Genomic DNA, 23,617 nt, shown 5'->3' on the forward strand with positions numbered 1-23,617 from the left:
TCCGGCTCGGGCCGAAGGGTTCGCCTCAGCCGACCGTGATGTCGCCGCGCTCGGCACGGAGCGCGATGTCGGTGCGGTGGTGCGACCCGTCGAGCTCGATGACGGCCACGGCGGCATAGGCCGACTGCCTCGCCCTGGCGAGGGTCGGCCCCACGGCGACGACGTCGAGCACGCGCCCGCCGGCCGAGACGAGCGCACCCGACCCGTCGAGCGCCGTGCCGGCGTGGAGGACGACGGTGCCGGGCACCTCGGCCGCCGCGTCGAGTCCGGTGATGGGGTCTCCGGTCCGGGGCGACGCCGGATAGCCCGAGGAGGCGATGACGACGACGACCGCGTGGTCGGCGGACCAGCGCAGCCGCCCGAACTCGCCGAGCCCGCCGGTCGCCGCCGCGAGGAGCAGCTGCGCGTAGGGCGTCTCGAGGCGGGCGAGCGAGGCCTGGCCGTCGGGGTCCCCGAAGCGCGCGTTGAACTCGATGACCCGTGGTCCGCGGGACGTCAGGGCCAGGCCGACGTAGAGCACCCCGACGAAGGGCGCGCCCCGACGGCGCATCTCGTCGACGGTGGGCTGGGCCACGCGTCGCACGATGTCGTCGGCGAGCCCCTCGGGCGCCCAGTCGAGCGGCGAGTAGGCGCCCATGCCACCGGTGTTGGGCCCGGCGTCGTCGTCACCGACGCGCTTGAAGTCCTGGGCGGGAGCGAGCGCCACGACCGTCTCGCCGTCGCTGATGCAGAAGACCGACACCTCGGGCCCGTCGAGGAACTCCTCGACGACGAGGCGACCGTCGGGCTTGGCGAGGCAGGCGCGGGCGTGCTCGACGGCCGCCTCGCGCGAGTCGGTGACGACGACACCCTTGCCGGCGGCCAGACCGTCGTCCTTGACGACGTGCGGGGCACCGAGCGCGTCGAGCGCGGCCTCGACCTCGTCCATCGTCGTGCAGACGTGGGCGAGGGCGGTCGGCACGTCGGCCGCGGCCATGACCTCCTTGGCGAAGGACTTGCTGCCCTCGAGACGGGCTGCCTCCGCGGAGGGCCCGAAGACGGCGAACCCGGCCGCACGGCATACGTCGGCGACGCCTGCGACGAGCGGGGCCTCGGGGCCCACGACGACGAGGTCCACGTCGTGCTCGCGGGCCACGGCGGCCACCGCGGCACCGTCGAGGATGTCGACGGGGACGCACAGCGCGGTCGCGTCGATGCCCGGGTTGCCCGGCGCGGCGATGACCGCGTCGACCTCGGGGTCGGCCGCGACGGCCTTGACGAGAGCGTGTTCACGGGCGCCGGAGCCGAGGACGAGAACCTTCACGGCGCCAGCCTAGGGGGCGTCGAGCCGCGCCATCAGCCGTGCCCGCACGGTGGGCCACTCGTCGCCGAGGATCGAGTGGACGGCCGTGTCGCGCCACGTCCCGTCGGCCCGCCTCTCGTCGCGGCGGGTGATCCCCTCGAAGGTCGCACCGAGCTTGAGGATCGCGGCCCGCGAGCGCGCGTTGACGACGTCGGTCTGGATCTTCACCCGCCCGAAGCCGCACGTCTCGAAGGCGTGCGCGAGGAGGAGGAACTTCGCCTCCGGGTTGACCTGCGTGCCCCACCAGCGCGAGCCGTACATCGTCCACCCGAGGTGCACGTGCTCGCGCTCGGTGTCGACGTCGCCGAGCGAGCTGGACCCGACGACGGTGCCCGCCGGGCCGAGGTCGCCGTCGGCGACGAGCCTGACCGTGTATGCCGTCCGCCCCCTCCCGTCGGCCCCGCGGGCCGCGACCGCCGCCGCCACGAGCGCCTCCGTGTCGGCCACCGAGGTGTGCGGTCGCATCATCGCGAAGCCCTGCTCGTAGCAGCGTGGGTCGGAGTAGACGGCGAACAGTCCGGGGGCGTCGTCGAGGGTCGTCACGTCGAGGCGGACGAAGCGGCCGACGAGCGGCGCGCCGGTTGGCGGGACACAGACCTCGGTGGGCATGAACTGACAGTAGACTTGATGGTTCCCGCGCCACCCGGCGCGTCCCTCAGAGTCCTTGGATGTCAGTGAGCACTTCGAACGCATCGTCCCAGCGGACCAGCGCGCCCGGATCTCGGGGCGCCTCGCCGGTGTCGACCAAGAGCATCCCCGACGAGCTCGCGCGCGAGATCGCCGTCGAGCAGGCCCACGTCGACCGCGTCCACGAGGAGCTGGAGAAGGCCGGTGTGCGCGCCGACAGCGTCCAGGCCGAGGGTCTGGCTCGCAGCCACTTCGGTCGCCAGGTCGAGGTCGGCGACGCCGAGGGAGCGGCGCTCTTCGAGCGTGACGCCCTGATGTTCCACGCGGCCAAGCGGCGCACGGCTCTCGACACGCAGTACGAGGGCCTCGTCTTCGGCCGCCTCGACATCGACCACGCGATGCTCCGAGCCGCAGCGGTCGACTCCAACGGCAACGGCCACCGCCCGGCGGACGGCAGCTCGGGTGGGGACCGCGAGATCCGCTACATCGGCCGCCTCGGCGTCCGCGACGACGACTACGAGCCGCTCGTCATCGACTGGCGCGCGCCCGCGGCCTCCGCCTTCTACCGGGCGACCCCGACGCAGCCGATGGGCGTCCTGCGCCGTCGCGTCCTGCGCAGCCGCGGCACCGTCGTCATCGGCATCGAGGACGACCTCATGGTCCCCGAGGCCCCCGACGGCCTCGTCATCGTCGGCGACGGCGCGCTCATGGCCGCCCTGACCCGCAGCCGCGGCGAGCGGATGCGCGACATCGTCGCCACGATCCAGGCCCACCAGGACGAGGCGATCCGCGCCAGCGCCCGCGGGATCACCGAGATCACCGGCGGGCCGGGCACCGGCAAGACGGTGGTCGCGCTGCACCGCGCCGCCTACCTGCTCTACTCCGACCGGCGCCGGTTCGAGTCCGGCGGCATCCTCGTCGTCGGCCCCTCGGGGGCCTACACCGCGTACATCGAGCGCGTGCTGCCCTCGCTCGGCGAGGACAGCGTCATCCTGCGCGCCCTCGGCGACGTCCTCGACGTCGTGCACACCGAGCGGTTCGACCCGCCCGCCGTCGCGCGCACCAAGGGCTCGACCCGCATCCGCACGCTGCTCGGCGCCGCCGCCCGCGGCCGCGTGCCGGGGACGCCGACCGAGTTCCGCGCCATGGTCGCCGGCCGCCCGGTCCGCCTCGAGGTGCGCGAGCTCGACCGCGTGCGCTCCCAGGTCCTGCGCCAGCACCAGCGCAACACGGGCACGGCCGCCGCCCAGGACGCCCTCGGCGAGGCCGCCTGGGCCTCCCTCGGCATCACGGGCGACCGGGAGGCCAAGGAGGAGTTCCTCGACAAGTGGGAGGACCACCTCGACGTCGAGGCGTTCATGCAGGTCTGGTGGCCGCAGGTCGACCCCCGCGAGGTGCTGCTCTGGCTCGGCGACCCCGAGCTCGTGCGCCGTCACGCCCGAGGCACCCTGCGCGACGACGAGATCGAGCCGCTGGCCGCCTCGTTCCGCCTCGCGCTCGAGACCGGCACGTGGTCGGTGGCCGACGTCGCGCTCGTCGACGACATCGCCGCCCGCGTCGGCCCGGTGCAGGAGGCGCCCAAGGAGGAGCGCGGCTTCTACGAGATCGAGGAGCTCGAGGACCTCAGCCAGTACGGCGTCACCGAGGTGCAGCCGGTCGTCAGCGCGGCGCGCGACACCGGCGCGCCGCGGGTGCTCACCGACCCGCGCGACAAGCTCCTCGCCGGCCGCATCGGCAAGCCGGACGAGTACGCCCACGTCCTCGTCGACGAGGCCCAGGACCTCTCGCCCATGCAGTGGCGGATGATCGGCCGTCGCGGTCGGTATGCGTCGTGGACCGTCGTCGGCGACGCCGCCCAGGCGTCGTGGCCCGACCCGGCCGAGGCCGCTGCCGCGCGCGAGGAGGCCTTCGGGTCGCAGGCGCGACAGCAGTTCCACATGGACACGAACTACCGCAACGCCCGCGAGATCTTCGACTACGCCGCCGAGGTCGTACGCCGCGAGGTGCCCGACGCCGACATCCCGCAGGCCGTGCGCGAGACGGGGATCGACCCGGTGGACGGTGCCCTCGGCCCGGACGCGCTCGTCTCGGTCCGGGCCGCCGTCGAGTCGCTGCTCGGGCAGGTCGAGGGAGCCATCGCGGTCATCACCCCGGCCGCGCACGCCGCGGTGCTCGAGCCGGTGGCCGAGCTCGGTGAGGGACGGGTCCAGGTCATCGACCCGATGTCGACGAAGGGCCTCGAGTACGACGCCACCGTCGTCGTCGACCCCGACGAGATCACTCGCGAGTCACCCGGCGGCATCCGCGTGCTCTACGTCGCCCTGACCCGCGCGGCGCACCGGATGACGATCCTGTCCTGACGCTGGTGCGGTCCGGGCCTCCTCGAGGTCCGACATCCGGGACGAACCGGAGAGATCGGTTCGTCCCGATTTCCGGGCGGTTCGGCGCAGACTTCGCCGTCCGCCCGACGCCCTGTCGCGCAATGTGGACCTGCGGCCTCGCCCGGGCGCAGGAAGGGTCGTTCGGGCCTGTTTCCGTTTAGGTAAAGACTTGTTCAAGGATTACACGAACTGTCGACTGAACCCCGACGCGGAGAGATGATTGCTTCAACGTCAAGGCGTGCGAACCTACCCTCCCCGCCGCCTCCTCCCCCCTGAGGCCCTTGACGGTCGGCGAAGTCCCGCCCCCCAATGTGGACGACGCACCGGGCGAGGGACGAGATGCAACCCCCCTGCATCTCGCCCCTCGCCCGCTCCCATGTCCGGGCCCTGGTACGCGCGACGCGTCCTGCCGGAACGGGCCGGGCTTTCTGACGCCCGGCCCCGTTCCTGAGAGAAGTCTGGGAGCCAGCCTTGGACAAGCTCATTTCTTGTTCAAGCACCGGCAAACAATGACCCCGGCGTCTGGCGCCGCGAGCCCCGACCGACAAATGTTGCGGAACGGTCATCCGACCGCCCTCGGGGGCACCTCGGTAGCCAGGAGTACGCCTTGAAGAAGAGCTTCATCACGACGTCGGTCGCCACCGCAGCGATCGCCGCCACCGCCCTCGCCACCATCGCCACGAGCGGTGCGCAGGCAGCCACCCAGTCAGCCTCGGGGGCCGGCCTCGACCGGGCCGTCGCCGCGGCGAAGTCCCACGGGGCCGCCTTCGGTCTCGACCAGGACCAGGGCCTCACGACCCGCAGCGTCGCCACCGACAAGGACGGCACGACGCACGTCCGCTTCGACCGCACGTTCAAGGGCCTTCCCGTCGTCGGTGGCGACCTCGTCGTCCACACCGACAAGGCCGGCTCGTGGAAGGGCGTCAACGCCGCGTCCACGTCCGTCCGTGTCGCATCCACGACCCCGACCGTCGCCCCGGCCACGGCAGCTGCCACGGCGGCCCGCACGGTCGACTTCACGGTCAGCAGCAGCAAGCCCACGCTCGCCGTCTACGCGATGAGCGGGCCGGCCCGCCTCGTGTGGAAGACCCAGGTCGACGGCGTCGGCGCCCACGGGGAGCCCGCCGGCACCGTCGTCTTCGTCGACGCGCGGTCCGGCTCCGTCGTCGACCACTGGGCGACGGAGATCAACGACGCCGGCACGGGCAACAGCCTCTACCTCGGCACCGTGACGGTCCAGACCACCCTCTCGGGCGGCAGCTACCAGATGATCGACGCGACGCGCGGTGGCGCCCGGACCGAGGACGGCAACAACGGCTCGACGTCCTCGACCACCGGCGCGCTCTTCACCGACGCCGACAACACGTGGGGCACCGGCTCCAACACCAACCGCCAGACGGCCGCCGTCGACGCGGACTTCGGCGTCGGCGCGACGTGGGACTTCTACAAGAACACCTTCGGCCGCAACGGCATCAAGAACGACGGCAAGGGCGCGCGCAGCATCGTGCACGTGGGCACCAACTGGGTCAACGCCTCGTGGAGCGACACGTGCTTCTGCATGCGCTACGGCGACGGTGACGGCACCAGCTACGGCCCGCTCGTCTCCCTCGACGTGGCCGGCCACGAGATGACTCACGGCGTCACGTCGGCCACGGCCGCCCTCGCCTACCGTCGCGAGTCCGGTGGCCTCAACGAGTCGACGTCGGACGTCATGGGCACGATGGTCGAGTTCAAGGCCGCGACCACCGGCGACCCCGGCGACTACCTCATCGGCGAGCGCTTCGCCCTCGGCTCCGCCAAGCCGCTGCGCTACATGGACCAGCCGAGCAAGGACGGCGCGTCGGCCAACTGCTGGAGCAAGAGCGTCGGCACCCTCGACGTCCACTACTCCTCGGGCGTCGGCAACCACCTCTTCTACCTGCTGTCCGAGGGCAGCGGCGCGAAGACGATCAACGGCGTCAGCTACAACAGCCCGACGTGCAACGGTTCCACGGTGACCGGCATCGGTCGCGACGCGGCCGCTGCCATCTGGTACCGCGCCCTGACGACGTACTGGACCTCGTCGACGAACTACGCCGGTGCCCGCGCAGGCATGCTGTCGGCCGCGACCGACCTCTACGGTGCCGGGAGCACGCAGTACACCGCGACCGCCGCGGCCTGGTCCGCCGTGAACGTCAACTGACCCACCCGCGACGTCGAAAGGGCACGAACCGGGGTCCGATCTCGGACCGACAGGTGCCCTGCACCCCGGTTTGTGGCCTTTCGACGGTTCAGAGGCGGGGGGTCAGTGACCGACGAGGGTGCGGACCCGGTCGGCGCCGACGGCGAGCAGCAGCGTCGGCAGACGCGGGCCGGTGTCCTTGCCGACGAGCAGCCGGTAGACGAGGACGAAGAAGGCGCGCTGGGCCGCCGACAGCTCAGGGTCCTTCACCTTCGCATCCGGGTCGATGCCGCGCTGGATCTTCGGGATGCCGTAGACGAGGTGCGTCAGGCCGTCGAGCGACCAGTGCTCGTCGAGGCCGTCGGCGAGCAGGCGCAGTGACTCCCGCTGCTGCTCGTCGAGGCTCCCGAGCAGCTCGGCGTCCGGCTCGGTGCGCACGACGGTGCGGTCCTCCGCCGGCACGTAGCCGAGCATCCAGCGCTCGGCGCAGTCGAGCCGGGGGCGCAGGTCGTCGGTCGACCCGACCGGGTTGTCGGGATCGAGCTCGCTGAGGATCCGGACCGCCTGCTCCTCGTCACCCTGCGTCACGTCGATGACGGACGCGATGGTGCGGAACGGCATCGGGCGCGGCGTCGTGGGCAGCGGACCCGCCGCCGTCGACGTGGCGCGCAGGTGCGCCGCGAGGTCGCCGGCCTGGGCCGAACCGTCGGCGACCTTGCGACCCAAGGCGTCCCACTCGTCGTAGAGGCGCTGGAGCTCCGGACCGAAGGCGACGTCGAAGCTCTGGTTGGGACGGCGGCGAGCATAGAGCCAGCGCAGCACCGGCGCCTCCATGACCTCGAGCGCGTCGGTCGGGATGGGCACACCGCCCTTGCTCGAGCTCATCTTGGCCATGCCCGCGATGCCGACGAAGGCGTACATCGGGCCGACCGGCCGCTCCCAGCCGAAGATCGGCGCGAGGTCCTTGCCGACGACGAAGCTGCTGCCAGGGCTCTGGTGGTCGACGCCCGACGGCTCGAAGAGCACGTGCTCGTGCCCCCAGCGCATCGGCCAGTCTACCTTCCACACGAGCTTGCCGTTCGTGAAGGTGTCGAGGTCCACGGTCTCGCTGTGCCCGCACCTCGTGCAGTCGTAGGTCAGCTCGTGGCTGTCGTCGTCGTAGGCCGTGACGGTCGTGAAGTCGGTGCCGCACGAGCTGCAGAAGGGCTTGAACGGGTAGTAGCCCGCCTTGCCCTCGCTGCCGTCGTCCTCGGACGCCGCGCCGGAGCCGCGCTCGGCCTCGGTGGCGGCCGCGGCCTGCTCCTCGGTGAGCTTGGCCGCCTTGCCACCGCCGCCCTGCTGGCCGCCCTTGCCCTTGCCGGAGGACTTCTGGCGGGCGGCCTCGACGGCCTCGAGCGTGCGGTACTGGTCGAGCACCTTGTCGATGGCGAAGCGCTCGCGCATCGCGAGCAGCACCTGGTCGCGGTAGACGCCGGCGCGGTACTGCTCGGTCTGGCTGATCTGGCGCACCTCGATGCCCGTGGCCTCCATGGCCTCGATGAGCGGCGCCTTGAAGTGGTCGGCCCAGCTCGCGTGCGGCGACCCCGCCGGCGCGGGCACCGCGGTCAGCGGCATACCGATGTACTGCTCCCACGAGTCGTCCACTCCCGCAAGGTTCTTCGGCACGCGGCGGAAGCGGTCGAAGTCGTCCCAGCTGAGGATGTGCTCGCAGTCGATGCCGCGGCGCTTGATCTCGTCGGCGACGAGGTGCGGCGTGATGAGCTCGCGGAAGTTGCCGAGGTGGATCGGGCCGGAGGGACTGATGCCCGACGCGCAGACGATCGTCTCGCCGCGGTTGCGCTCCTGGGCCTCGGCGACGACCTCGTCGGCCAGTCGCGTGACCCAGTCGAGCGGGGTGACCTCTTCAGTCATGGGTTTCCTTCAGTTGCAGATGCTTTCGTATGCCGTGTGCGTGCGACCGCGCGAGCGCGTCAGCCCGCGACGGCCGGCTTGAGCGGGAAGCGCTCGATGATCTCGTCACGACCCGGGCCGACGCCGATGGCCGAGACGCGGGCGCCGATGAGCTCCTCGACGCGCAGCACGTAGGCCTGGGCGTTGGCCGGGAGGTCCTCGAACGAGCGGCAGCCGGTGATGTCCTCCCACCAGCCGTCGAGCTCCTCGTAGATCGGCGTCGCGTGGTGGAAGTCGGTCTGGTTGACCGGCATCTCGTCGTGACGCACGCCGCCCACGTCGTAGGCGACGCAGACGGGGACCTTCTCGAGGCCGGTGAGGACGTCGAGCTTGGTGATGACGAAGTCGGTGACGCCGTTGATGCGGGTCGCGTAGCGGCCGACGACGGTGTCCATCCAGCCACAGCGGCGCGGGCGGCCGGTGGTCGTGCCGTACTCGGCGCCCGTCTTGCGGAGGAACTCACCGTTGTCGTCGTGCAGCTCGGTCGGGAAGGGGCCCTCGCCGACGCGGGTCGTGTAGGCCTTGAGGATCGCGATGACCGAGTCGATGCGCGTGGGCGGCACGCCGGAGCCGGTGCACGCGCCGGCAGAGACGGCGTTGCTCGACGTCACGTAGGGGTAGGTGCCGTGGTCGACGTCGAGCAGGGTCGCCTGCCCGGCCTCGAAGAGCACCGTGTCGCCCCGGTCGAGCGCCTGACCCAGCACGAGGCTCGTGTCGGCGACCATGGGAGCGAGCCGGGCGGCATACGCCAACAGCTCCTCGACGACGTCGTCGACGGCGGAGGCGCGGGTGTTGTAGATCTTCGCGAGCACCTGGTTCTTCAGCTCGAGGGCCGCCTCGACCTTCTGGCGCAGGATGCCCTCGTCGTAGAGGTCCTGGATGCGGATGCCCACGCGGTTCATCTTGTCGGCGTAGGTCGGGCCGATGCCGCGCCCGGTCGTGCCGATGCGGCGCTTGCCTAGGAAGCGCTCGGTCACCTTGTCGATGGTGCGGTTGTAGCTCGGGATGACGTGGGCGTTGGCGCTGACGAGCAGCTTGCTCGTGTCGACGCCGCGCGCCTCGAGACCGTCGAGCTCCTCGAAGAGGACGCCGAGGTCGATGACGACGCCGTTGCCGATGACCGGCACGCAGTTGGGGCTGAGGATGCCCGAGGGCAGCAGGTGCAGCGCGTACTTCTCGCGCTTGCCGTCCTTCTCGATGACGACGGTGTGGCCGGCGTTGTTGCCGCCGTTGAACTTGACGACGTAGTCGACGCTGCTGCCCAGCAGGTCGGTCGCCTTGCCCTTGCCCTCGTCACCCCACTGCGCTCCGACGAGCACGATTGCCGGCATCGGTCTGCCTTCCGGTTGTGGTCCAAGCCAACCGCAAGGTTATCGGTTCGAGACCCGTGCCCCGGACGCCGTCCGCCCGCGTCGGCGCCCGTTCGTCCTCGTCCCCGCCCGACCACCTGGTCAGCGCTGTGTCCTCCGGTACGGGTCCCACCGCGTACCGAAGGCCTCGAACGCATCCCATCCGACCCTCCGGTCACGCAGCGACGAGCGCCAGGGCGGCGTCGATGCGCGCCCGGACGGCGGCCGGGTCGCGCAGGTCGGCCATGGTCACCCGCACGACGACCCAGCCGAGCGAGCGGATCCGGTCCTCGCGCAGCTTCTCCTCCCAGAGCGCCTGCCGGTCCTCGTACTTCACCCGCCCGTCGAACTCGACGAGCACGCGGGTCCCGCGGAGGCGCAGGTCGGCGCGGTAGCCCTGACCGCCTCGCGTCCACCTGCCGGTGTCCGGCACGACGAACTGCGGTTCGAGGTCGTACCCGGCCAGCCGCAGGAGGTGGGCCAGCAAGGTCTCCCCCGGCGACTCGTGTCGGGGGTCGCACCAGTCCCGCGCTGCCCGCACGCCGGCGGCACCGTGCCGACGCCCGAGCGAGTCGACGGCGGCGTCGAGCTCGGCTGGGGTGACCAGGCCTCGCCGGAGCGCGTCGTCGGCGGGGACGAGGAAGGACCGCTGGTCCTTCAGTCCGGCAGAGGCGATGGCGACCGCGGGATGCACCGTCCCGGCCGCAGGCCGTGCCGCGAGCAACGGTGCGGCCGGTCGGTGCGGGTGGACGACGAGGTCGCTCTTGCGGTGCCGGTTGAGGTCGGGATCGGTCAGCGCGAGGTGGACTCGCTTCAGGTCCGGTCGCCACGTCGCGATCCCGAGACGAAGCAGGGCCGACGCATCGGTCGCGACGGCGCGCCCGTCGTACTCGGCGAGCAGCGCCTCGACGCGCAAGCGGTGCAAATCGGCGGCGTCGCGCGGTTGGCGAGTGGCGTACCAGCCGCGGTGCAGCCGGACGATCCTCCGGTCACGGAGCAGCCGGCGCAGGTCGGCACGGGTCAGGCCCAGCGCCATTGCGCGGGCAGCCGGGAACACGTCGTGGTGGGCGATGAGGGCGAGGTCCATGAGTCGACCCTGCTGCGGCGCGCACCGAGGGGCCGTGCCCCGTCCCACAGCTGTGGATGCCGCGCCTTCCCGGGGCGGGGGTGTGGACACGCCGCGTCTCCTCGTGTGCGCGCGGTCCGTGCGTGCGTGGTCCACGACGTACCGACGGACCGAGCGCCACCGAACGGACCGGACGCGGACCGGACCCGACGTGGGTGGGGAGCCGGTCAGGCGTCAGCGGGCCGCCAGCCAGTCCTCGAGGTAGGCGGCCACACCGTCCTCGCGGTGGTGGCCCGTGACGACCGTGGCCGCGTCGAGGGCCGGATCGACGGCGTTGGCGACCGCGACGGCGGTGCCGGCCACGGCGAAGGCCGAGACGTCGTTGTGGTTGTCGCCGAAGAAGACCGTGTCGGCGACGTCGACCCCGAGCTCGTCGGCGAGGGCGCGCAGCCCGTCGCCCTTGGAGCAGGCGGCGTTGGCGATCTCGAGATAGGTCGCCTTGGACCGGTAGGTCACGAGGCCCGCCCGGCCGGCGAGCGCCGCCTCCAGCTCGTCGACGAGCGCCGGGTCACCCATCGCCATGACCTTGTGCGGCGGCTGCGCGTCGACGTGCCCGCCCGACACGTAGTGGTGGGCCGACTCGTGGCTCGGGTCGACGGCGGTGATCGTCGCCTCGCGCTCGGTCCACTCGTCGGGGCCCCAGGCGTACCAGTCGTCCCCGGCGAAGAAGCTCGCGTGGAGCGCGAGACGCTCGCACACGGCATACACGGCCCGAGCGTCCTCGTGCGCGATCGGCACGTCGGTGACGACCGAGCGGTCGGCCCGCAGCACGAGCCCGCCGTTGTACGCGATGAGCGGGGTCGGCTCGACCCCGCAGAGCCGCTCGAGCCCCTCGAGGGACGCCGGCATGCGTGAGCTGCAGAGCACGAAGGTGTGCCCGGCCTCCCGCACCGCCCGGATGGCGGCGACGGTGCGGGAGGACAGCGTGCGTCGGTGGTCGAGGAGCGTGCCGTCGACGTCGGAGCAGAAGAGCGTCATGCGGTGAGCGGGCCGAGCCGGCTGGTCAGAGACCGAGCTCGCGCGCCGCCTCGGCCGAGCTGTCGCGCAGGAACTGCGTGCAGCGGGCCTCCTCGTCGCTCTCGCCGATGGCGCGGGCCGCCCGGGCGAGGGCCGCGAGCGCGCGCAGGAAGCCACGGTTGGGCTCGTGCGACCACGGCACCGGACCCTGGCCGCGCCAGCCGGACTTGCGCAGCGAGTCGAGCGCGCGGTGGTAGCCGGTGCGGGCGTACGCGTACGCCTCGACGTCGCGGTCACCGTCGGCGAGCGCGTCCTCGGCGAGGACGGCCCACGCGAGCGAGCTCGACGGGTAGGTCGCGGCCACCTGGACCGGGTCGACCCCGGACTCGATCTTCTCGGCGGCCGGGTCGACGGCCAGGCGGGTCTCGGGGATGCCGAGCAGGTTGTCGCTCACTGGTGCCTGCCCGCCGAGCGCAGCGCGTCGCACGCCTCGACCACGCGCTTGGCCATGGCCTCCTCGGCCGCCTTGCCCCAGGCGCGGGGGTCGTACAGCTTCTTGTTGCCGACCTCGCCGTCGATCTTGAGCACGCCGTCGTAGTTGCCGATCATCCAGCCGGCGATCGCGCGCGTGAAGGCGTACTGCGTGTCGGTGTCGACGTTCATCTTGATGACGCCGTTGTCGACGGCGGCCGAGATCTCCTCGGGCAGCGAGCCCGAGCCGCCGTGGAAGACGAGGTCGAAGGGGCGCGCGTCGTCGGAGAGGCCGAGCTCCTGGGCAGCGGCGTGCTGCGCCTGCAGGAGGATCTCGGGGCGCAGCTTGACGTTGCCGGGCTTGTAGACGCCGTGGACGTTGCCGAAGGTCAGGGCCGTGAGGTAGCGGCCGTTCTCGCCGGAGCCGAGGGCCTTGATGGTCGCGATGGCGTCCTCGGGGGTCGAGTAGAGCTTGTCGTCGATGGCACCCTCGACGCCGTCCTCCTCGCCACCGACGACGCCGACCTCGATCTCGAGGATGACGTTGGCGGCCTTGGCGAGGGCGAGCAGCTCCTGGGCGATCGACAGGTTCTCGTCGAGCGGCACGGCCGAGCCGTCCCACATGTGCGACTGGAACCACGGCGTGCCGCCGGCCTGGACGCGCTCGGCGCTCGCCGCGAGGAGCGGCCGCACGAAGGTGTCGAGCTTGTCCTTGGGGCAGTGGTCGGTGTGCAGCGCGATGTTGACGGGGTAGTTCTTGGCCACCTCGTGGGCGTACGCCGCGAAGGCGAGCGAGCCGCTGACCATGTTCTTGATGCTCGGGCCGGAGAGGTAGTCGGCCCCACCCGTCGAGACCTGGATGATGCCGTCGGACCCGGCGTCGGCGAAGCCCTTGAGCGCGGCGTTCAGCGTCTGCGAGCTCGAGACGTTGATGGCGGGGTACGCGAAGGAGCCGGCCTTCGCGCGGTCGAGCATGTCGGCATACACCTCGGGGGTGGCGATGGGCATTGCTACTCCTGCTGTCTGGTGAGCGGGTTCACGATCCGCCGTGAATCCTGCCACGTATGCCGGCGCGTGCCCACGGGTGCCCACCCACCGGTGAGCGCCCGCTCAGTGCCCGCTCAGTGCGCGCTCAGTGCCCGCCCAGTGCCTGCCCAGTGCCTGCTCACAGGAGGCGCGCGACGAGCGCCGCCACCGCCCGCTGCTGCTCCCCCTGCTTCCAGCCGCTCCCGTCGAGGCTGGCCCACACGAGGTGGGTGCCGCGGCGCAGGAGGACGACCTCGGCCGTCCCCGCGCCGTACTCCGACCGCACCGTCCCGACGAGGGCGCGGACACCGGCGACGGTGCTCGGCCGCGCCTTCGCGCACGCAGCGAAGGCGACGTCGAGGTAGTCGACGAGCCCTGCCGGGTCGCCCGCGACGAGGTCGACGAGGCTGAAGGTGACGACCTTCGTGCCGGCCGAGCTCTCGGGCGGGGCCTGGTTGCCCGCCTGCTTCGGCATCGTCAGGAGGTAGCCCTCGACGAGGCGCCGCGCCCCGCTGGCCGGGACGAACGCGTCGGGGAGCAGGCCGGTCCACGGCACGAGCACCTCGCAGCGCGGCGCGGCCGGCAGCTCGCCGGGGCACCGGGTCCGGTCGGCGGCGTCGGGACCCGGCACGGTCTCCTTCGGGTCGGACAGCGCGCTCGACTCGGCGCCGGGGAAGACGGCGTCGAGGGGCACCCGCCCCGGGCCGGTGAGCGGACGCCTCGTCGTGCAGCGCGGCGCCGCCTCGATGAAGGTCATCCCCGGATCGGGCTGGGCGGCGGGCGGGTCCGAGCCCCTGACCGCCGGCGCGGTCGCCGTGGCACCTCCGCCACCCGGACGGCCCTCCTCCGACGTGCAGGCCGCGAGCGCCGTGGCCACCGTGGTCGCCAGTGCCACCGCGACGAGGACGGCACGCAGCCGAGACGGCCACGTCACCGCCTCCCGCCGCATCCCCGTCGTCACGTCTGGAGTGTGACAGGCGGGTCAGCGGGCAGGGTCGAAGACGTACGGGGTCGTCGTCGCGACGCGGTGCAGGCCGAGCCGGCGCAGGATCGGCTCCGAGTCGGGCGAGGCGTCGACGCGGACGTACTCCTTGTCGCGGTCGAGGCCGAGGCGGGCCCGGTGGAGCAGCGTCGCGCGGTAGAGGCCACGGCCGCGCCACTCGGGCAGGGTCGAGCCGCCCCACAGGCCGGTGAAGCTGCTCTCGTCGTACTCCCCCCGGGCCGCGCAGAGGACCGGACCCTCCCGGGACTCCTCGACGACGACGACGTCCATCGACTCGGGCCGGGCCACCCACTCGGGATAGAGCGACTCCGTCACCCAGGCATGATCCTCGCCCCAGACGGTCTCGGACATGGTGCGCATCCGTGCGAAGTCCTCGAAGGAGTCGGCGGCACGGACGACGACGCCGTCGGGCAGTGCGAGGTCCTGTGCGGCGAGCGGGGCCGCCTCGCCGAGGATGAGCGCCTCGTCGTCCTCGCGGACGAAACCGGCGGCCTCGAGGCGCGCACCGAGGTCACTCGGCTCGTCGTACTCGTACGTCTTCCACTCGACCCTCTGGCCCCGCTCGGCGAAGAAGTCGCGGACCCGGGCGACGAGGCCCTCGGGGTCCTCACCGAGACCGTCCGGGCTCTCGACCATCGCGAAGTGACCGGCCGGGTCGAGGTCGTAGTGCTTGCGCACGGGGCCGTCGAGCTCGAGGGGGCGCTCGGCCGTCCCGAGCGGGACGGGCGCGCGCGTCTGGTCGTGGAAGACCCGCAACAGCAGCTCGGCGACGGTCTCCGGCGCCGGCTCGGTATCGCTCTGGAACGAACGGGGGTTCACAGGCACCAGCCAAGCATGGTCTGATCCGTCTCGTCATGCCTGTTTCCCCGCTCTCGCCCCGAGCCGCCGCGGCCCTCGCCGACGCCCGGCCCGTCCCGTTCTGGACCGACCGTCCCGAGCGGCCCGACCCGCGGGCGCGCCTCACGGGCGCGGCGCCCCGCACCGACCTCCTCGTCGTGGGCGGCGGGTTCACCGGGCTGTGGGCCGCGATCCAGGCCAAGGAGGCCGACCCGGCGCGCGATGTCGTCGTCGTCGAGGCCGGGCGCCTGGCCGACGGCGCCTCCGGGCGCAACGGCGGGTTCATGGCTCCGTCGCTGACGCACGGTCTCGCCCAGGGCGTCGGCTGCTGGCCCGACGAGATGGAGACCCTCGACCGCCTCGCGGCCGAGAACGTCGCGGGCATCGAGAGGTCGCTGACGGCATACGGCATCGACGCCGACCACCACGTCCCGGGCGAGCTGACGCTGGCGCTGACCGAGCACCAGGTGCCCTCCGTCCGTGAGTCCTACGAGCTGCACCGCGCCCACGGCGTGCCGGTGGAGCTGCTCGACGCCGAGCAGGCGCGGTCACGCGTCGACTCGCCGAGCTACCTCGCCGGGATGTACGACCCGGAGGTCGCGCTCGTCGACCCCGCGCGCCTCGTCTGGGGCCTGGCCCGCGCGGCCGAGTCGCTCGGCGTCCGGCTCCACGAGCACACGCGCGCAACGGGATTCGACGCTGAGGGCGACGGCGTGAGAGTGACGCTCGACGGCGGATCGATCCACGCGCGGCGCGTGGTCATCGGCACGAACGCGTCGCAGGGCGTCCTCAAGCGCTTCAGCGCGTGGGTGCTGCCCGTCTACGACCACGTCCTCATGACCGAGCCCCTGACCCCCGCCCAGCTCGACGCCGTCGGCTGGAAGGGACGCGAGGGGCTCACCGACGCCGGCAACCAGTTCCACTACTACCGAAGGACGCTCGACGACCGCGTGCTCTTCGGCGGCTACGACGCGAACTACCACTTCCCCGGGCGCATCGACCCGGCGCTCGAGCAGTCCGACGCCTCCCACGGCCTGCTCGCCGACCACTTCCTCGACCTCTTCCCACAGCTCGAGGGCATCCACTTCACGCACCGCTGGGCCGGCGTCATCGACACGACGTCACGCTTCACGCCGGTCTTCGGCACCGCCCTCGGCGGGAGGATGGCGTATGCCGTCGGCTACACCGGGCTCGGCGTCGCGTCGACCCGCTTCGGCGCGGCCGTCGCCCTCGACCTCGTCGACGGCAAGGACACCGAGCTCACGCGGCTCGGGATGGTGCGCCGCAAGCCGATCCCCTTCCCTCCCGAGCCGATCCGGTATGCCGCCGTGCGGGCCACGCGCTCGTCGCTCGCCGCCGAGGACCGCACCGGGCGACGCAACCTGTGGCTGCGCGCCCTCGACCGGATGGGTGTCGGCTTCGACTCCTGAGGCGGTGGATCGTCGCCCCCTGGGACGACGGGGCCACTCGACGGGTGGGCGGGGTCGTCCCGTGGGACGACGGGGCCACTCGACGGTCGAGTGGCCGCGTCGTCACATGCGTCTCGCGTCAGAGGACGACGAGCTCGGTCGGGCGGGTGTTGTAGCGCTCGACACCGTCGTGGGTCACGGCGACGATGTCCTCGATGCGCGCGCCCCAGCGGCCGGCGAGGTAGACGCCGGGCTCGATGCTGAACGTCATGCCCGGCTCGACGGGCAGGTCGTTGCCCGCGACGATGTAGGGCTCCTCGTGGCCGTCGAGCCCGATGCCGTGGCCGGTGCGGTGGATGAAGTGCTCGGCGAGGCCCGCCTCGGCCAGTACGTCCCGCGCCGCCCGGTCGATGGCCTCGCAGGTGACGCCGGGCCGCACGGACTCGACGGACGCCTGCTGCGCCGCCTGCAACGCGGCGTAGGCCGAGGCCACGTCGGGCTCGCGGGGTGACCCGACGGCATACGTGCGCGTGCTGTCGGAGCCGTACCCCGACGGCAGCGGGCCGCCGATGTCGACGACGACGACGTCGCCGACCTCGATGACACGGTCGCTGACGGAGTGGTGCGGGCTCGCGCCGTTCGGCCCCGACCCGACGATGACGAACTCGGCTGTGGCGTGGCCCTCCTCGACGATCGCGGCGGCGATGTCGGCAGCGACGTCGGCCTCGGTGCGGCCGGCCCGGAGCCACTCCCCGACCCGGGCGTGGACCCGGTCGATGGCGGCACCGGCGGCGCGCAGCTCGGCGAGCTCGGCCGCGTCCTTGCGCATCCGCAGCTCGCGCAGGACCGGCCCGGCGAGCTGCTGGTCGGCGGCTCCCGCGTCACGCAGCCGCAGCAGGTGCAGCGCCGGCGTCATGTCGGACACCGCGACGCGACCGGTCGGCACCCCGCCGAGCGCCAGGGCATAGGGGTCCTCGCCGTCGACCCAGGTGCGCACCTCGACACCGAGCTCGCCGAGGGGGACGTGGCCGAGACCGGCGTACTCGAGCGCGGGAGAGACGAAGACGGGGGCGACGGCGGCATCGCTCGGCACGACGAGCGCCGTGAGCCGCTCGAAGGACGACCCGGCGATGCCGGTGAGGTAGCGCAGGTCGGAGCCGGGCGACACGACGGTCGCCGCGACGCCCGCGTCGGCCGCGTGCCGCCGGAGCCGGTCGAGCCGGGAGTGCATCGTCGTGACGTCGAGGACGGAGGAGGAGACACCCATGCGGAGAACCTATCGCCGCTGAGGACTCCGCCTCGAGGGGGAGCCGGGACCGCGGGCGGCCTGCCTAGGCTGGCCCCATGGACGGCCGGTGGACTGCCCTCGTGGCGCGGGTGAGGGCGTACTTCGGCGCCGACAGCGACTGGGAGCGGGTGCCCGACGACTCGCCGCGCCGGCGACGGGCCGACCTCTGGGTCGCCCTCGGCTTCCTCGTCGCGGGCTCCCTCGGCGTCGAGCTGCTGCGCAGCATCGACTCCCTCGGCGCCCAGCAGGACTCGTGGGTCTGGCCGCACGTCGCGGTGGCCCTCGGCACGCTCCCCCTCGTCTGGCGCCACCGGTGGCCGCTGCTCGTCGCGGCCGGCCTGTCGCTCCACCTCTTCGTCTTCGGCCTGCTCATGCCGGCCGTCGCGGTGTCCATGCCGATGCAGGTCGTCTACTTCCTCGCCCTCTTCACCGGCGTCGCCTGGGCGCGCGACCGCCAGGCGATGCTCGGTGTCGTCGCCAGCGTCGTGCTGCTCATGTTCGGCTGGCTCGCCTGGCAGCTCGCGGTGGGCAGCGGGGTCGAGGAGGCGATGAGCCGCGGCGACGAACCCCTCGTCCACCAGGGCCTCTTCAGCCCGGCCGGCGCCTACGTCGTCTACACGCTGCTCATCAACGTCTTCTACTTCGGCGGCGCCATCATCGGCGGTCAGGCCGCGTGGCGCGCCGCCCTCCAGCGCGACCGGCTCGCCGCCCAGGCGCGCACCATCGACGCCCAGGCCACGAGCCTGCAGCGGCAGGCCGTCGTCGAGGAGCGGCTGCGGATCGCGCGCGAGCTGCACGACGTCGTGGCCCACCACGTCTCGGTCATCGGGATCCAGGCTGCCGCGGCCCGCCGCGTGCTGCGTCGCGACACGGACGCCGCCGAGGGAGCCCTCCGCTCGGTCGAGACGTCCTCGCGCGACGCGGTGTCCCAGATGCGCGGGCTGCTCGGCACCCTGCGCGCCGACGACCAGGACGTGGCCTCGAACGGCACGGGACCCGCGAGCCGCAGCCGCGCGCCCGAGCCCGGGCTCGCCGACGTGACGACCCTCGCCCGGGAGGCCTCGACCCACGGCCTCGCGGTCGAGTACCACGTCGTCGAGGACGCGCCCGGAGCGGCCGCGACCGTGCCGGCACCGCTGGGGCTCTCGCTCTACCGCACCGCGCAGGAGGCGCTCGCCAACGTGCGCCGGCACTCGACGGCCTCCTCCGCGACGGTCTTCGTCCGCGTCGACCGACGACCCGAGCACGGGTTCGCGCACGGCTACGCCGAGGTCGAGGTGCTCGACGGCGGGCGGCCACGGTCGGGCACGTCGGGGACCGGCCTCGGCCTCCTCGGCGTCCGCGAGCGCCTCGCGACGCACGGTGGCGTGAGCGAGATCGGGCCCCGGGTGACCGGCGGCTACCGGGTGCGCGTGCGGATGCCGCTGCCCGAGGAGGCGTCGTGAGCGCGCCGGTCCGCGTGCTGCTCGTCGACGACCAGATGCTCGTGCGGTCGGGCTTCTCGCTCATCCTCTCGGTGGAGGACGACCTCGAGGTCGTCGGCCAGGCGAGCGACGGCGCCGAGGCCGTGCGGCTCACCCGCGAGCTGCGACCGGACGTCGTGCTCATGGACGTGCAGATGCCGGTCATGGACGGCATCGAGGCGACCCGGCGCATCGTCGCCGACGACCTGGCCCGGGTCGTCATCCTCACGACCTTCGACCGGGACGACTACGTCTTCGCCGGCCTCGCCGCCGGGGCGAGCGGCTTCCTGCTCAAGAACGCAGACGCCGACCACCTCATCGAGGCGGTGCGCGCCGTCTCGGGTGGCCACGCCCTGCTCGCCCCCGAGGTGACCCGGCGCGTCATCGAGCAGATGACGAGCGGCCCGGTCACCGGCGCCGGCGCCGGACCACGGCCGGTCGATCGGGACGCACGGCTCGACGACCTGACACCGCGCGAGCTGGAGGTGCTCGGTCTCGTGGGCCGCGGGCTGTCCAACGCCGAGATCGCCGGCCGGCTCTTCGTCGGCGAGGCGACGGTCAAGACGCACCTGTCCAACGTCTTCGCCAAGCTGCACCTGCGCGACCGGGTGCAGGCGGTCGTGCTGGCGTACGAGGCCGGGCTCATCCTCCCGGGGGACCCCGAGGATCAACCGGACGGGTGATCCCCCGACGGACGGGCGCGGCCTAGCGTGGGTGGCATGAGCCAACACGGGGACCGCCTCACCAGACCACGCGCCACGGCCGACATCGAGGTGCGGCACCTGACCCGCACCTTCGGCGAGATCCGCGCCGTCGACGACATCAGCTTCACGGTCGGCGCCGGGCGTCTGACCGGCTTCGTCGGCGGCAACGGCGCCGGCAAGACGACGACGATGCGCATGGTCATGGGGGTCCTGTCGCCGAGTGGCGGCGACGTGCTCTGGGACGGACGTCCCATCACGGCCCTCGACCGGCGGCAGTTCGGCTACATGCCCGAGGAGCGTGGCCTCTACCCCAAGCAGGCGGTGCTCGACCAGCTCGTCTACCTCGGACGGCTCCGAGGCCTGAGCGCCTCGGCGGCCAAGGCCTCGGTCACGACCCACCTCGAGCGCCTCGGACTCTCCGAGCGCGCCAAGGACCACGTCGAGAAGCTCTCCCTCGGCAACCAGCAGCGGGTGCAGATCATCGCCGCGCTCATGGGCCGCCCCCGGGCGCTCGTGCTCGACGAGCCGTTCAGCGGCCTCGACCCCGCCGCGGTCGACAACATGGCCGACCTGCTGCGCGAGCACACCGCGCGGGGCGTGCCGGTCCTCTTCTCCTCCCACCAGCTCGACCTCGTCGAGCGGCTCTGCGAGCGCCTCGTCGTGCTCGCCAAGGGTCGGGTCGTCGCGTCGGGCTCGCCGGACGAGCTGCGCGCGACCTCCGTCTCGCGGCACCGTCTCGTCCTGTCGGGCGACGCCGGGTGGGTGCGCGGCGTCGGGGGCGTGCACGCCGTCGACGTCGAGGGACACACGGCCCTGCTCGAGATCGTCGAGCACGGCGCCGAACGGACCCTCCTCGAGGAGGCCCTGAGACGCGGCGAGGTGCACGAGTTCTCGCCGCAGCGACCCACCCTGGCCCAGATCTACCGCGAGGTGACGGCATGACCACCCTCCAGCGCCGTCCGGACCCTGACACCGCCGGCGACGGCACCGGCGAGCCCTCCGAGCTCGCCGAGCTCGCCGAGCTCGCCGACGAGCGCGGCACCGGGAGCGGACGTCCGTGGCTCATCGTGGCCGTGCGCGAGATCGTCGTCCGCGTCACGAACCGCACGTTCCTCTTCTCGACGCTCTTCACGCTCGTGTTCATCGCGGGCTTCGCAGCCTTCTCCGCGTGGCAGGCGGGCAAGACGACGACCTACACCGTCGCGGTCTCGTCCCCCGAGGGGACGCGCCTCGTCGAGCAGGCGGCCACGGCCGCGCGGGCGACGAGCGACACCGTCGTCATCACCCCGACGACCGTCCCCGGCGAGGGCGCGGCGCGCGCTGCCGTCGACGGCGGCGACATCGACGCGTGGCTGCACGAGACGTCGTCCGGCTGGACGCTGACCTCCGGCGACGACGTGTCGCTGTCGTTGCGGGCCCCTCTCGAGGGAGCGGTCCGCGACGCCGCGCTCGACCGCAACGCGGCCGCCGCCGGCACGACCGTCGAGGCGCTCGAGCGCGGCGCGACGTTGACGGGCGACCGCTTCGACGGGCAGACGACGAACCAGGGCTTCGTGCAGGCCGCCACCTTCGCCTTCGCGCTGCTCTTCCTCATGAGCGCCCTGATGTTCGGTCAGCAGATCGCCGCGAGCGTCGTCGAGGAGAAGCAGTCCCGCCTCGTCGAGATCATCGCGACGGCGATCCCGCTGCGCGCCCTGCTCGCCGGCAAGGTCGTCGGCAACTCCGTCATCGCGATGGGCCAGGTGGTGCTCTTCGCCGGCGTCGGGCTCGTGGCGGTCTCGTTCACCGAGTGGTCGTCGCTGCTGCCGTCCCTGTCGACCGCGGTCGTGTGGTTCATCCTCTTCTTCGCGGTCGGCTTCTTCGCCCTGGCCTGCCTCTTCGCCGTCGCAGGAGCGCTCGCCTCGCGCACCGAGGACCTCCAGTCGACGACCTCACCGATGACGACGCTGCTCATGCTCGTCTACTTCGCGAGCTTCGCCCTGAGCGGCACGGCCCTCACGGTCGCCTCCTACGTGCCGATCGTGTCGGTCGTGGCGATGCCGGGTCGCATCATCGCGGGCGACGCCGCCTGGTGGGAGCCGGTCGTGTCCCTGCTGGTCATGGCCGCCTTCTCCGCCGTGACGGTCGTCATCGGCGAGAAGATCTACCGCCGCTCGCTCATGCAGACCCGCGGCCGGCTGTCGTGGAAGCAGGCCCTGCGCACGGCGGACTGACCTCAGGAGGTGCCGACGGCGCGGCCCTGCCGCCGGCGCTCACCCGGCGACGTCACGTGACGGTACGGCGAGCACCAGAGGAGCAGGGCCGCGGCCGCGAGCCCCACCACGCCGATCGCGATGGCGACCCGGTTGCCCCACGTGGCGGCGACGAGGCCGCCGAGGGGCGCCGCGACCGCGATCGAGCCCCAGTTGAGCGACCGGATCGTCGCGTTCATCCGCCCCCGCAACCGGTCGGGCGTCACGAGGTTGCGGTAGCTCATGTCGAGCGGGTCCCGCAGCCCCATCGCCAGCCCGAAGAGCGCGTTGGCGACGAGGGGCCACACGACGGCATACGGCCCGGGTCGGGCGAGCAGCAGGAGGGCGTATGCCGCCGGGCTCAGCCACTCGGTCGTCGTGATGACCCGTCCGGTGCCGAAGCGCAGGCCGAGTCGCGGGGACAGGCCCGCACCGAGGACGCCGGTGACGCCCGTGGCGGCGAGGACGAGCCCGATGGCGAGCGGGTCGAGGTGCAGCTCCGTCGTCGCGAAGTAGACGAGGACGGTCGTCACCATGGCGTTGGCGAAGAACCACAGGTGGAGCGAGATGGCGTACGGGCGCAGCACGGCGTGCCGGTAGACCCAGGCCGCACCCTCGCGCAGCTCGCGCCACACGTGCCGCTCAGCCGTGCGCTCGGGAGCCCGCTCCGGGGCGCGGACGGTCATCAGCACGAGGGCCGACACGGCATACGACACGGCGTCGACGAGCACCGCGACGGGCGCGGAGAGCAGCCGCACGAGCGCGCCGCCGACGAGTGGCCCGAGCGACTGCGTCGCGGCGTACGTCTGCGCCAGTCGGGCGTTGGCCGAGGAGAGACGGGTCTCCGGCACGATCGTCGGCAGGAACGACAGGTGGGCCGCGCTGAAGAACATCGACGCCGACCCGGCGCCGAAGACGAGGACGGCGACGAGGGGCACCGTCAGGTGTCCGGTCAGCGCGAGGACGCCGATCGCGCCGATGAGCAGGGCGCACAGCAGGTCGGCCGCGACGAGCAGCGGCCGGCGCCGGACCCGGTCGACGACGACGCCGGCGAGCATGCCGAAGAGGAGGTAGGGCAGCCACGTCGCCGCCCGCACGACCCCGAGGTCGGTCTGGTCGGCGTGCAGGGTCTCGATGAGGAGCAGCTGGAGGGCGAGCGCCGACACGAAGGTGCCGAGGTTGGAGACGGCATCGGCGACCCAGAAACGGACGAATGCCGCATTGCCGGACGTTTCCCCCGATGTCGCACCCACCCGGCGAGCCCTCCTTACGCGATGCCGACCTTTCCTTGA

Annotated in this window: 19 protein-coding genes; 7 read left to right on the top strand and 12 right to left on the bottom strand. The window is 72.6% G+C overall.

Annotated features, from left to right (window positions below):
• Positions 1 to 25 precede the first annotated feature (25 nt).
• Positions 26 to 1,303 carry a phosphoribosylamine--glycine ligase gene (gene purD, locus ACSSS0_RS07465; RefSeq protein WP_487230610.1) on the bottom strand — a complete coding sequence of 426 codons (1,278 nt, stop codon included), beginning with the start codon at positions 1,301 to 1,303 and terminating at the stop codon, positions 26 to 28.
• Between the two features lie 9 nt (positions 1,304 to 1,312).
• A complete protein-coding gene (locus tag ACSSS0_RS07470) occupies positions 1,313 to 1,951 on the bottom strand; it encodes a GNAT family N-acetyltransferase (RefSeq protein ID WP_487230611.1) in 639 nt (212 codons plus the stop codon).
• A gap of 128 nt (positions 1,952 to 2,079) precedes the next feature.
• Here ACSSS0_RS07470 and ACSSS0_RS07475 point away from each other — a divergent pair, with 128 nt between their 5' ends.
• Together ACSSS0_RS07475 and ACSSS0_RS07480 are read left to right on the top strand one after the other, a co-directional pair.
• Complete coding sequence (locus ACSSS0_RS07475) at positions 2,080 to 4,329, top strand: HelD family protein (protein WP_487230612.1); 2,250 nt, start codon at positions 2,080 to 2,082, stop codon at positions 4,327 to 4,329.
• 628 nt (positions 4,330 to 4,957) lie between these two features.
• Positions 4,958 to 6,532, top strand: coding sequence for a M4 family metallopeptidase (locus ACSSS0_RS07480; RefSeq protein WP_487230613.1), 1,575 nt, complete (start codon positions 4,958 to 4,960; stop codon positions 6,530 to 6,532).
• 102 nt (positions 6,533 to 6,634) lie between these two features.
• Here ACSSS0_RS07480 and lysS read toward each other — a convergent pair whose 3' ends face one another.
• From lysS to ACSSS0_RS07520, 8 genes are all read right to left on the bottom strand, one after another.
• On the bottom strand, positions 6,635 to 8,422 hold the full coding sequence (gene lysS, locus ACSSS0_RS07485) for a lysine--tRNA ligase (protein WP_487230614.1): 1,788 nt from the start codon (positions 8,420 to 8,422) through the stop codon (positions 6,635 to 6,637).
• Positions 8,423 to 8,481: 59 nt separating this feature from the next.
• The gene (locus ACSSS0_RS07490) at positions 8,482 to 9,792 is read right to left on the bottom strand and encodes an adenylosuccinate synthase (protein WP_435984630.1); all 1,311 of its coding nucleotides are present in this window, start codon (positions 9,790 to 9,792) and stop codon (positions 8,482 to 8,484) included.
• A gap of 193 nt (positions 9,793 to 9,985) precedes the next feature.
• On the bottom strand, positions 9,986 to 10,897 hold the full coding sequence (locus tag ACSSS0_RS07495) for an endonuclease domain-containing protein (protein ID WP_487230615.1): 912 nt from the start codon (positions 10,895 to 10,897) through the stop codon (positions 9,986 to 9,988).
• 213 nt (positions 10,898 to 11,110) lie between these two features.
• Entirely contained in the window at positions 11,111 to 11,914 is an 804-nt protein-coding gene (locus tag ACSSS0_RS07500; RefSeq protein ID WP_487230616.1) for a Cof-type HAD-IIB family hydrolase, read from the bottom strand.
• A 25-nt stretch (positions 11,915 to 11,939) separates the two neighbouring features.
• Positions 11,940 to 12,347 carry a DUF3151 domain-containing protein gene (locus tag ACSSS0_RS07505; RefSeq protein ID WP_487230617.1) on the bottom strand — a complete coding sequence of 136 codons (408 nt, stop codon included), beginning with the start codon at positions 12,345 to 12,347 and terminating at the stop codon, positions 11,940 to 11,942.
• Positions 12,344 to 13,372: a class II fructose-bisphosphate aldolase gene (fbaA, locus tag ACSSS0_RS07510; RefSeq protein WP_487230618.1), complete on the bottom strand. Its 1,029-nt coding sequence runs from the start codon at positions 13,370 to 13,372 to the stop codon at positions 12,344 to 12,346. The genes ACSSS0_RS07505 and fbaA overlap by 4 nt, the downstream gene beginning before the upstream one ends.
• A gap of 157 nt (positions 13,373 to 13,529) precedes the next feature.
• Positions 13,530 to 14,351, bottom strand: coding sequence for a hypothetical protein (locus ACSSS0_RS07515; RefSeq protein WP_487230619.1), 822 nt, complete (start codon positions 14,349 to 14,351; stop codon positions 13,530 to 13,532).
• A gap of 21 nt (positions 14,352 to 14,372) precedes the next feature.
• Positions 14,373 to 15,218 (bottom strand): GNAT family N-acetyltransferase, encoded by an 846-nt coding sequence (locus ACSSS0_RS07520; protein WP_487230620.1) that lies wholly within the window; start codon positions 15,216 to 15,218, stop codon positions 14,373 to 14,375.
• Positions 15,219 to 15,247: 29 nt separating this feature from the next.
• On the opposite strand from ACSSS0_RS07520, the gene ACSSS0_RS07525 reads away from it, so the two are divergent.
• Positions 15,248 to 16,660 carry an NAD(P)/FAD-dependent oxidoreductase gene (locus tag ACSSS0_RS07525; protein ID WP_487230621.1) on the top strand — a complete coding sequence of 471 codons (1,413 nt, stop codon included), beginning with the start codon at positions 15,248 to 15,250 and terminating at the stop codon, positions 16,658 to 16,660.
• Between the two features lie 118 nt (positions 16,661 to 16,778).
• On the opposite strand, the gene ACSSS0_RS07530 is transcribed toward ACSSS0_RS07525, so the two are convergent.
• Positions 16,779 to 17,906 (bottom strand): M24 family metallopeptidase, encoded by a 1,128-nt coding sequence (locus tag ACSSS0_RS07530; protein ID WP_487230622.1) that lies wholly within the window; start codon positions 17,904 to 17,906, stop codon positions 16,779 to 16,781.
• A 77-nt stretch (positions 17,907 to 17,983) separates the two neighbouring features.
• Between ACSSS0_RS07530 and ACSSS0_RS07535 the strand changes: the two genes are divergently transcribed.
• Genes ACSSS0_RS07535 through ACSSS0_RS07550 form a run of 4 tightly spaced genes read left to right on the top strand, consistent with a single transcriptional unit; the run spans position 17,984 to position 22,307 of the window.
• Positions 17,984 to 19,372: a sensor histidine kinase gene (locus ACSSS0_RS07535; protein ID WP_487230623.1), complete on the top strand. Its 1,389-nt coding sequence runs from the start codon at positions 17,984 to 17,986 to the stop codon at positions 19,370 to 19,372.
• The gene (locus ACSSS0_RS07540) at positions 19,369 to 20,073 is read left to right on the top strand and encodes a response regulator (RefSeq protein ID WP_487230624.1); all 705 of its coding nucleotides are present in this window, start codon (positions 19,369 to 19,371) and stop codon (positions 20,071 to 20,073) included. The genes ACSSS0_RS07535 and ACSSS0_RS07540 overlap by 4 nt, the downstream gene beginning before the upstream one ends.
• A 36-nt stretch (positions 20,074 to 20,109) precedes the next feature.
• Positions 20,110 to 21,036, top strand: coding sequence for an ABC transporter ATP-binding protein (locus tag ACSSS0_RS07545; protein WP_435984619.1), 927 nt, complete (start codon positions 20,110 to 20,112; stop codon positions 21,034 to 21,036).
• A complete protein-coding gene (locus tag ACSSS0_RS07550) occupies positions 21,033 to 22,307 on the top strand; it encodes an ABC transporter permease (RefSeq protein WP_487230625.1) in 1,275 nt (424 codons plus the stop codon). Before ACSSS0_RS07545 ends, ACSSS0_RS07550 begins: the two co-directional genes overlap by 4 nt.
• A 2-nt stretch (positions 22,308 to 22,309) precedes the next feature.
• On the opposite strand, the gene ACSSS0_RS07555 is transcribed toward ACSSS0_RS07550, so the two are convergent.
• Positions 22,310 to 23,578, bottom strand: coding sequence for an MFS transporter (locus ACSSS0_RS07555; protein WP_487230626.1), 1,269 nt, complete (start codon positions 23,576 to 23,578; stop codon positions 22,310 to 22,312).
• Positions 23,579 to 23,617: the final 39 nt, after the last annotated feature.

The organism is Terrabacter sp. R4-6, assembly GCF_057529065.1.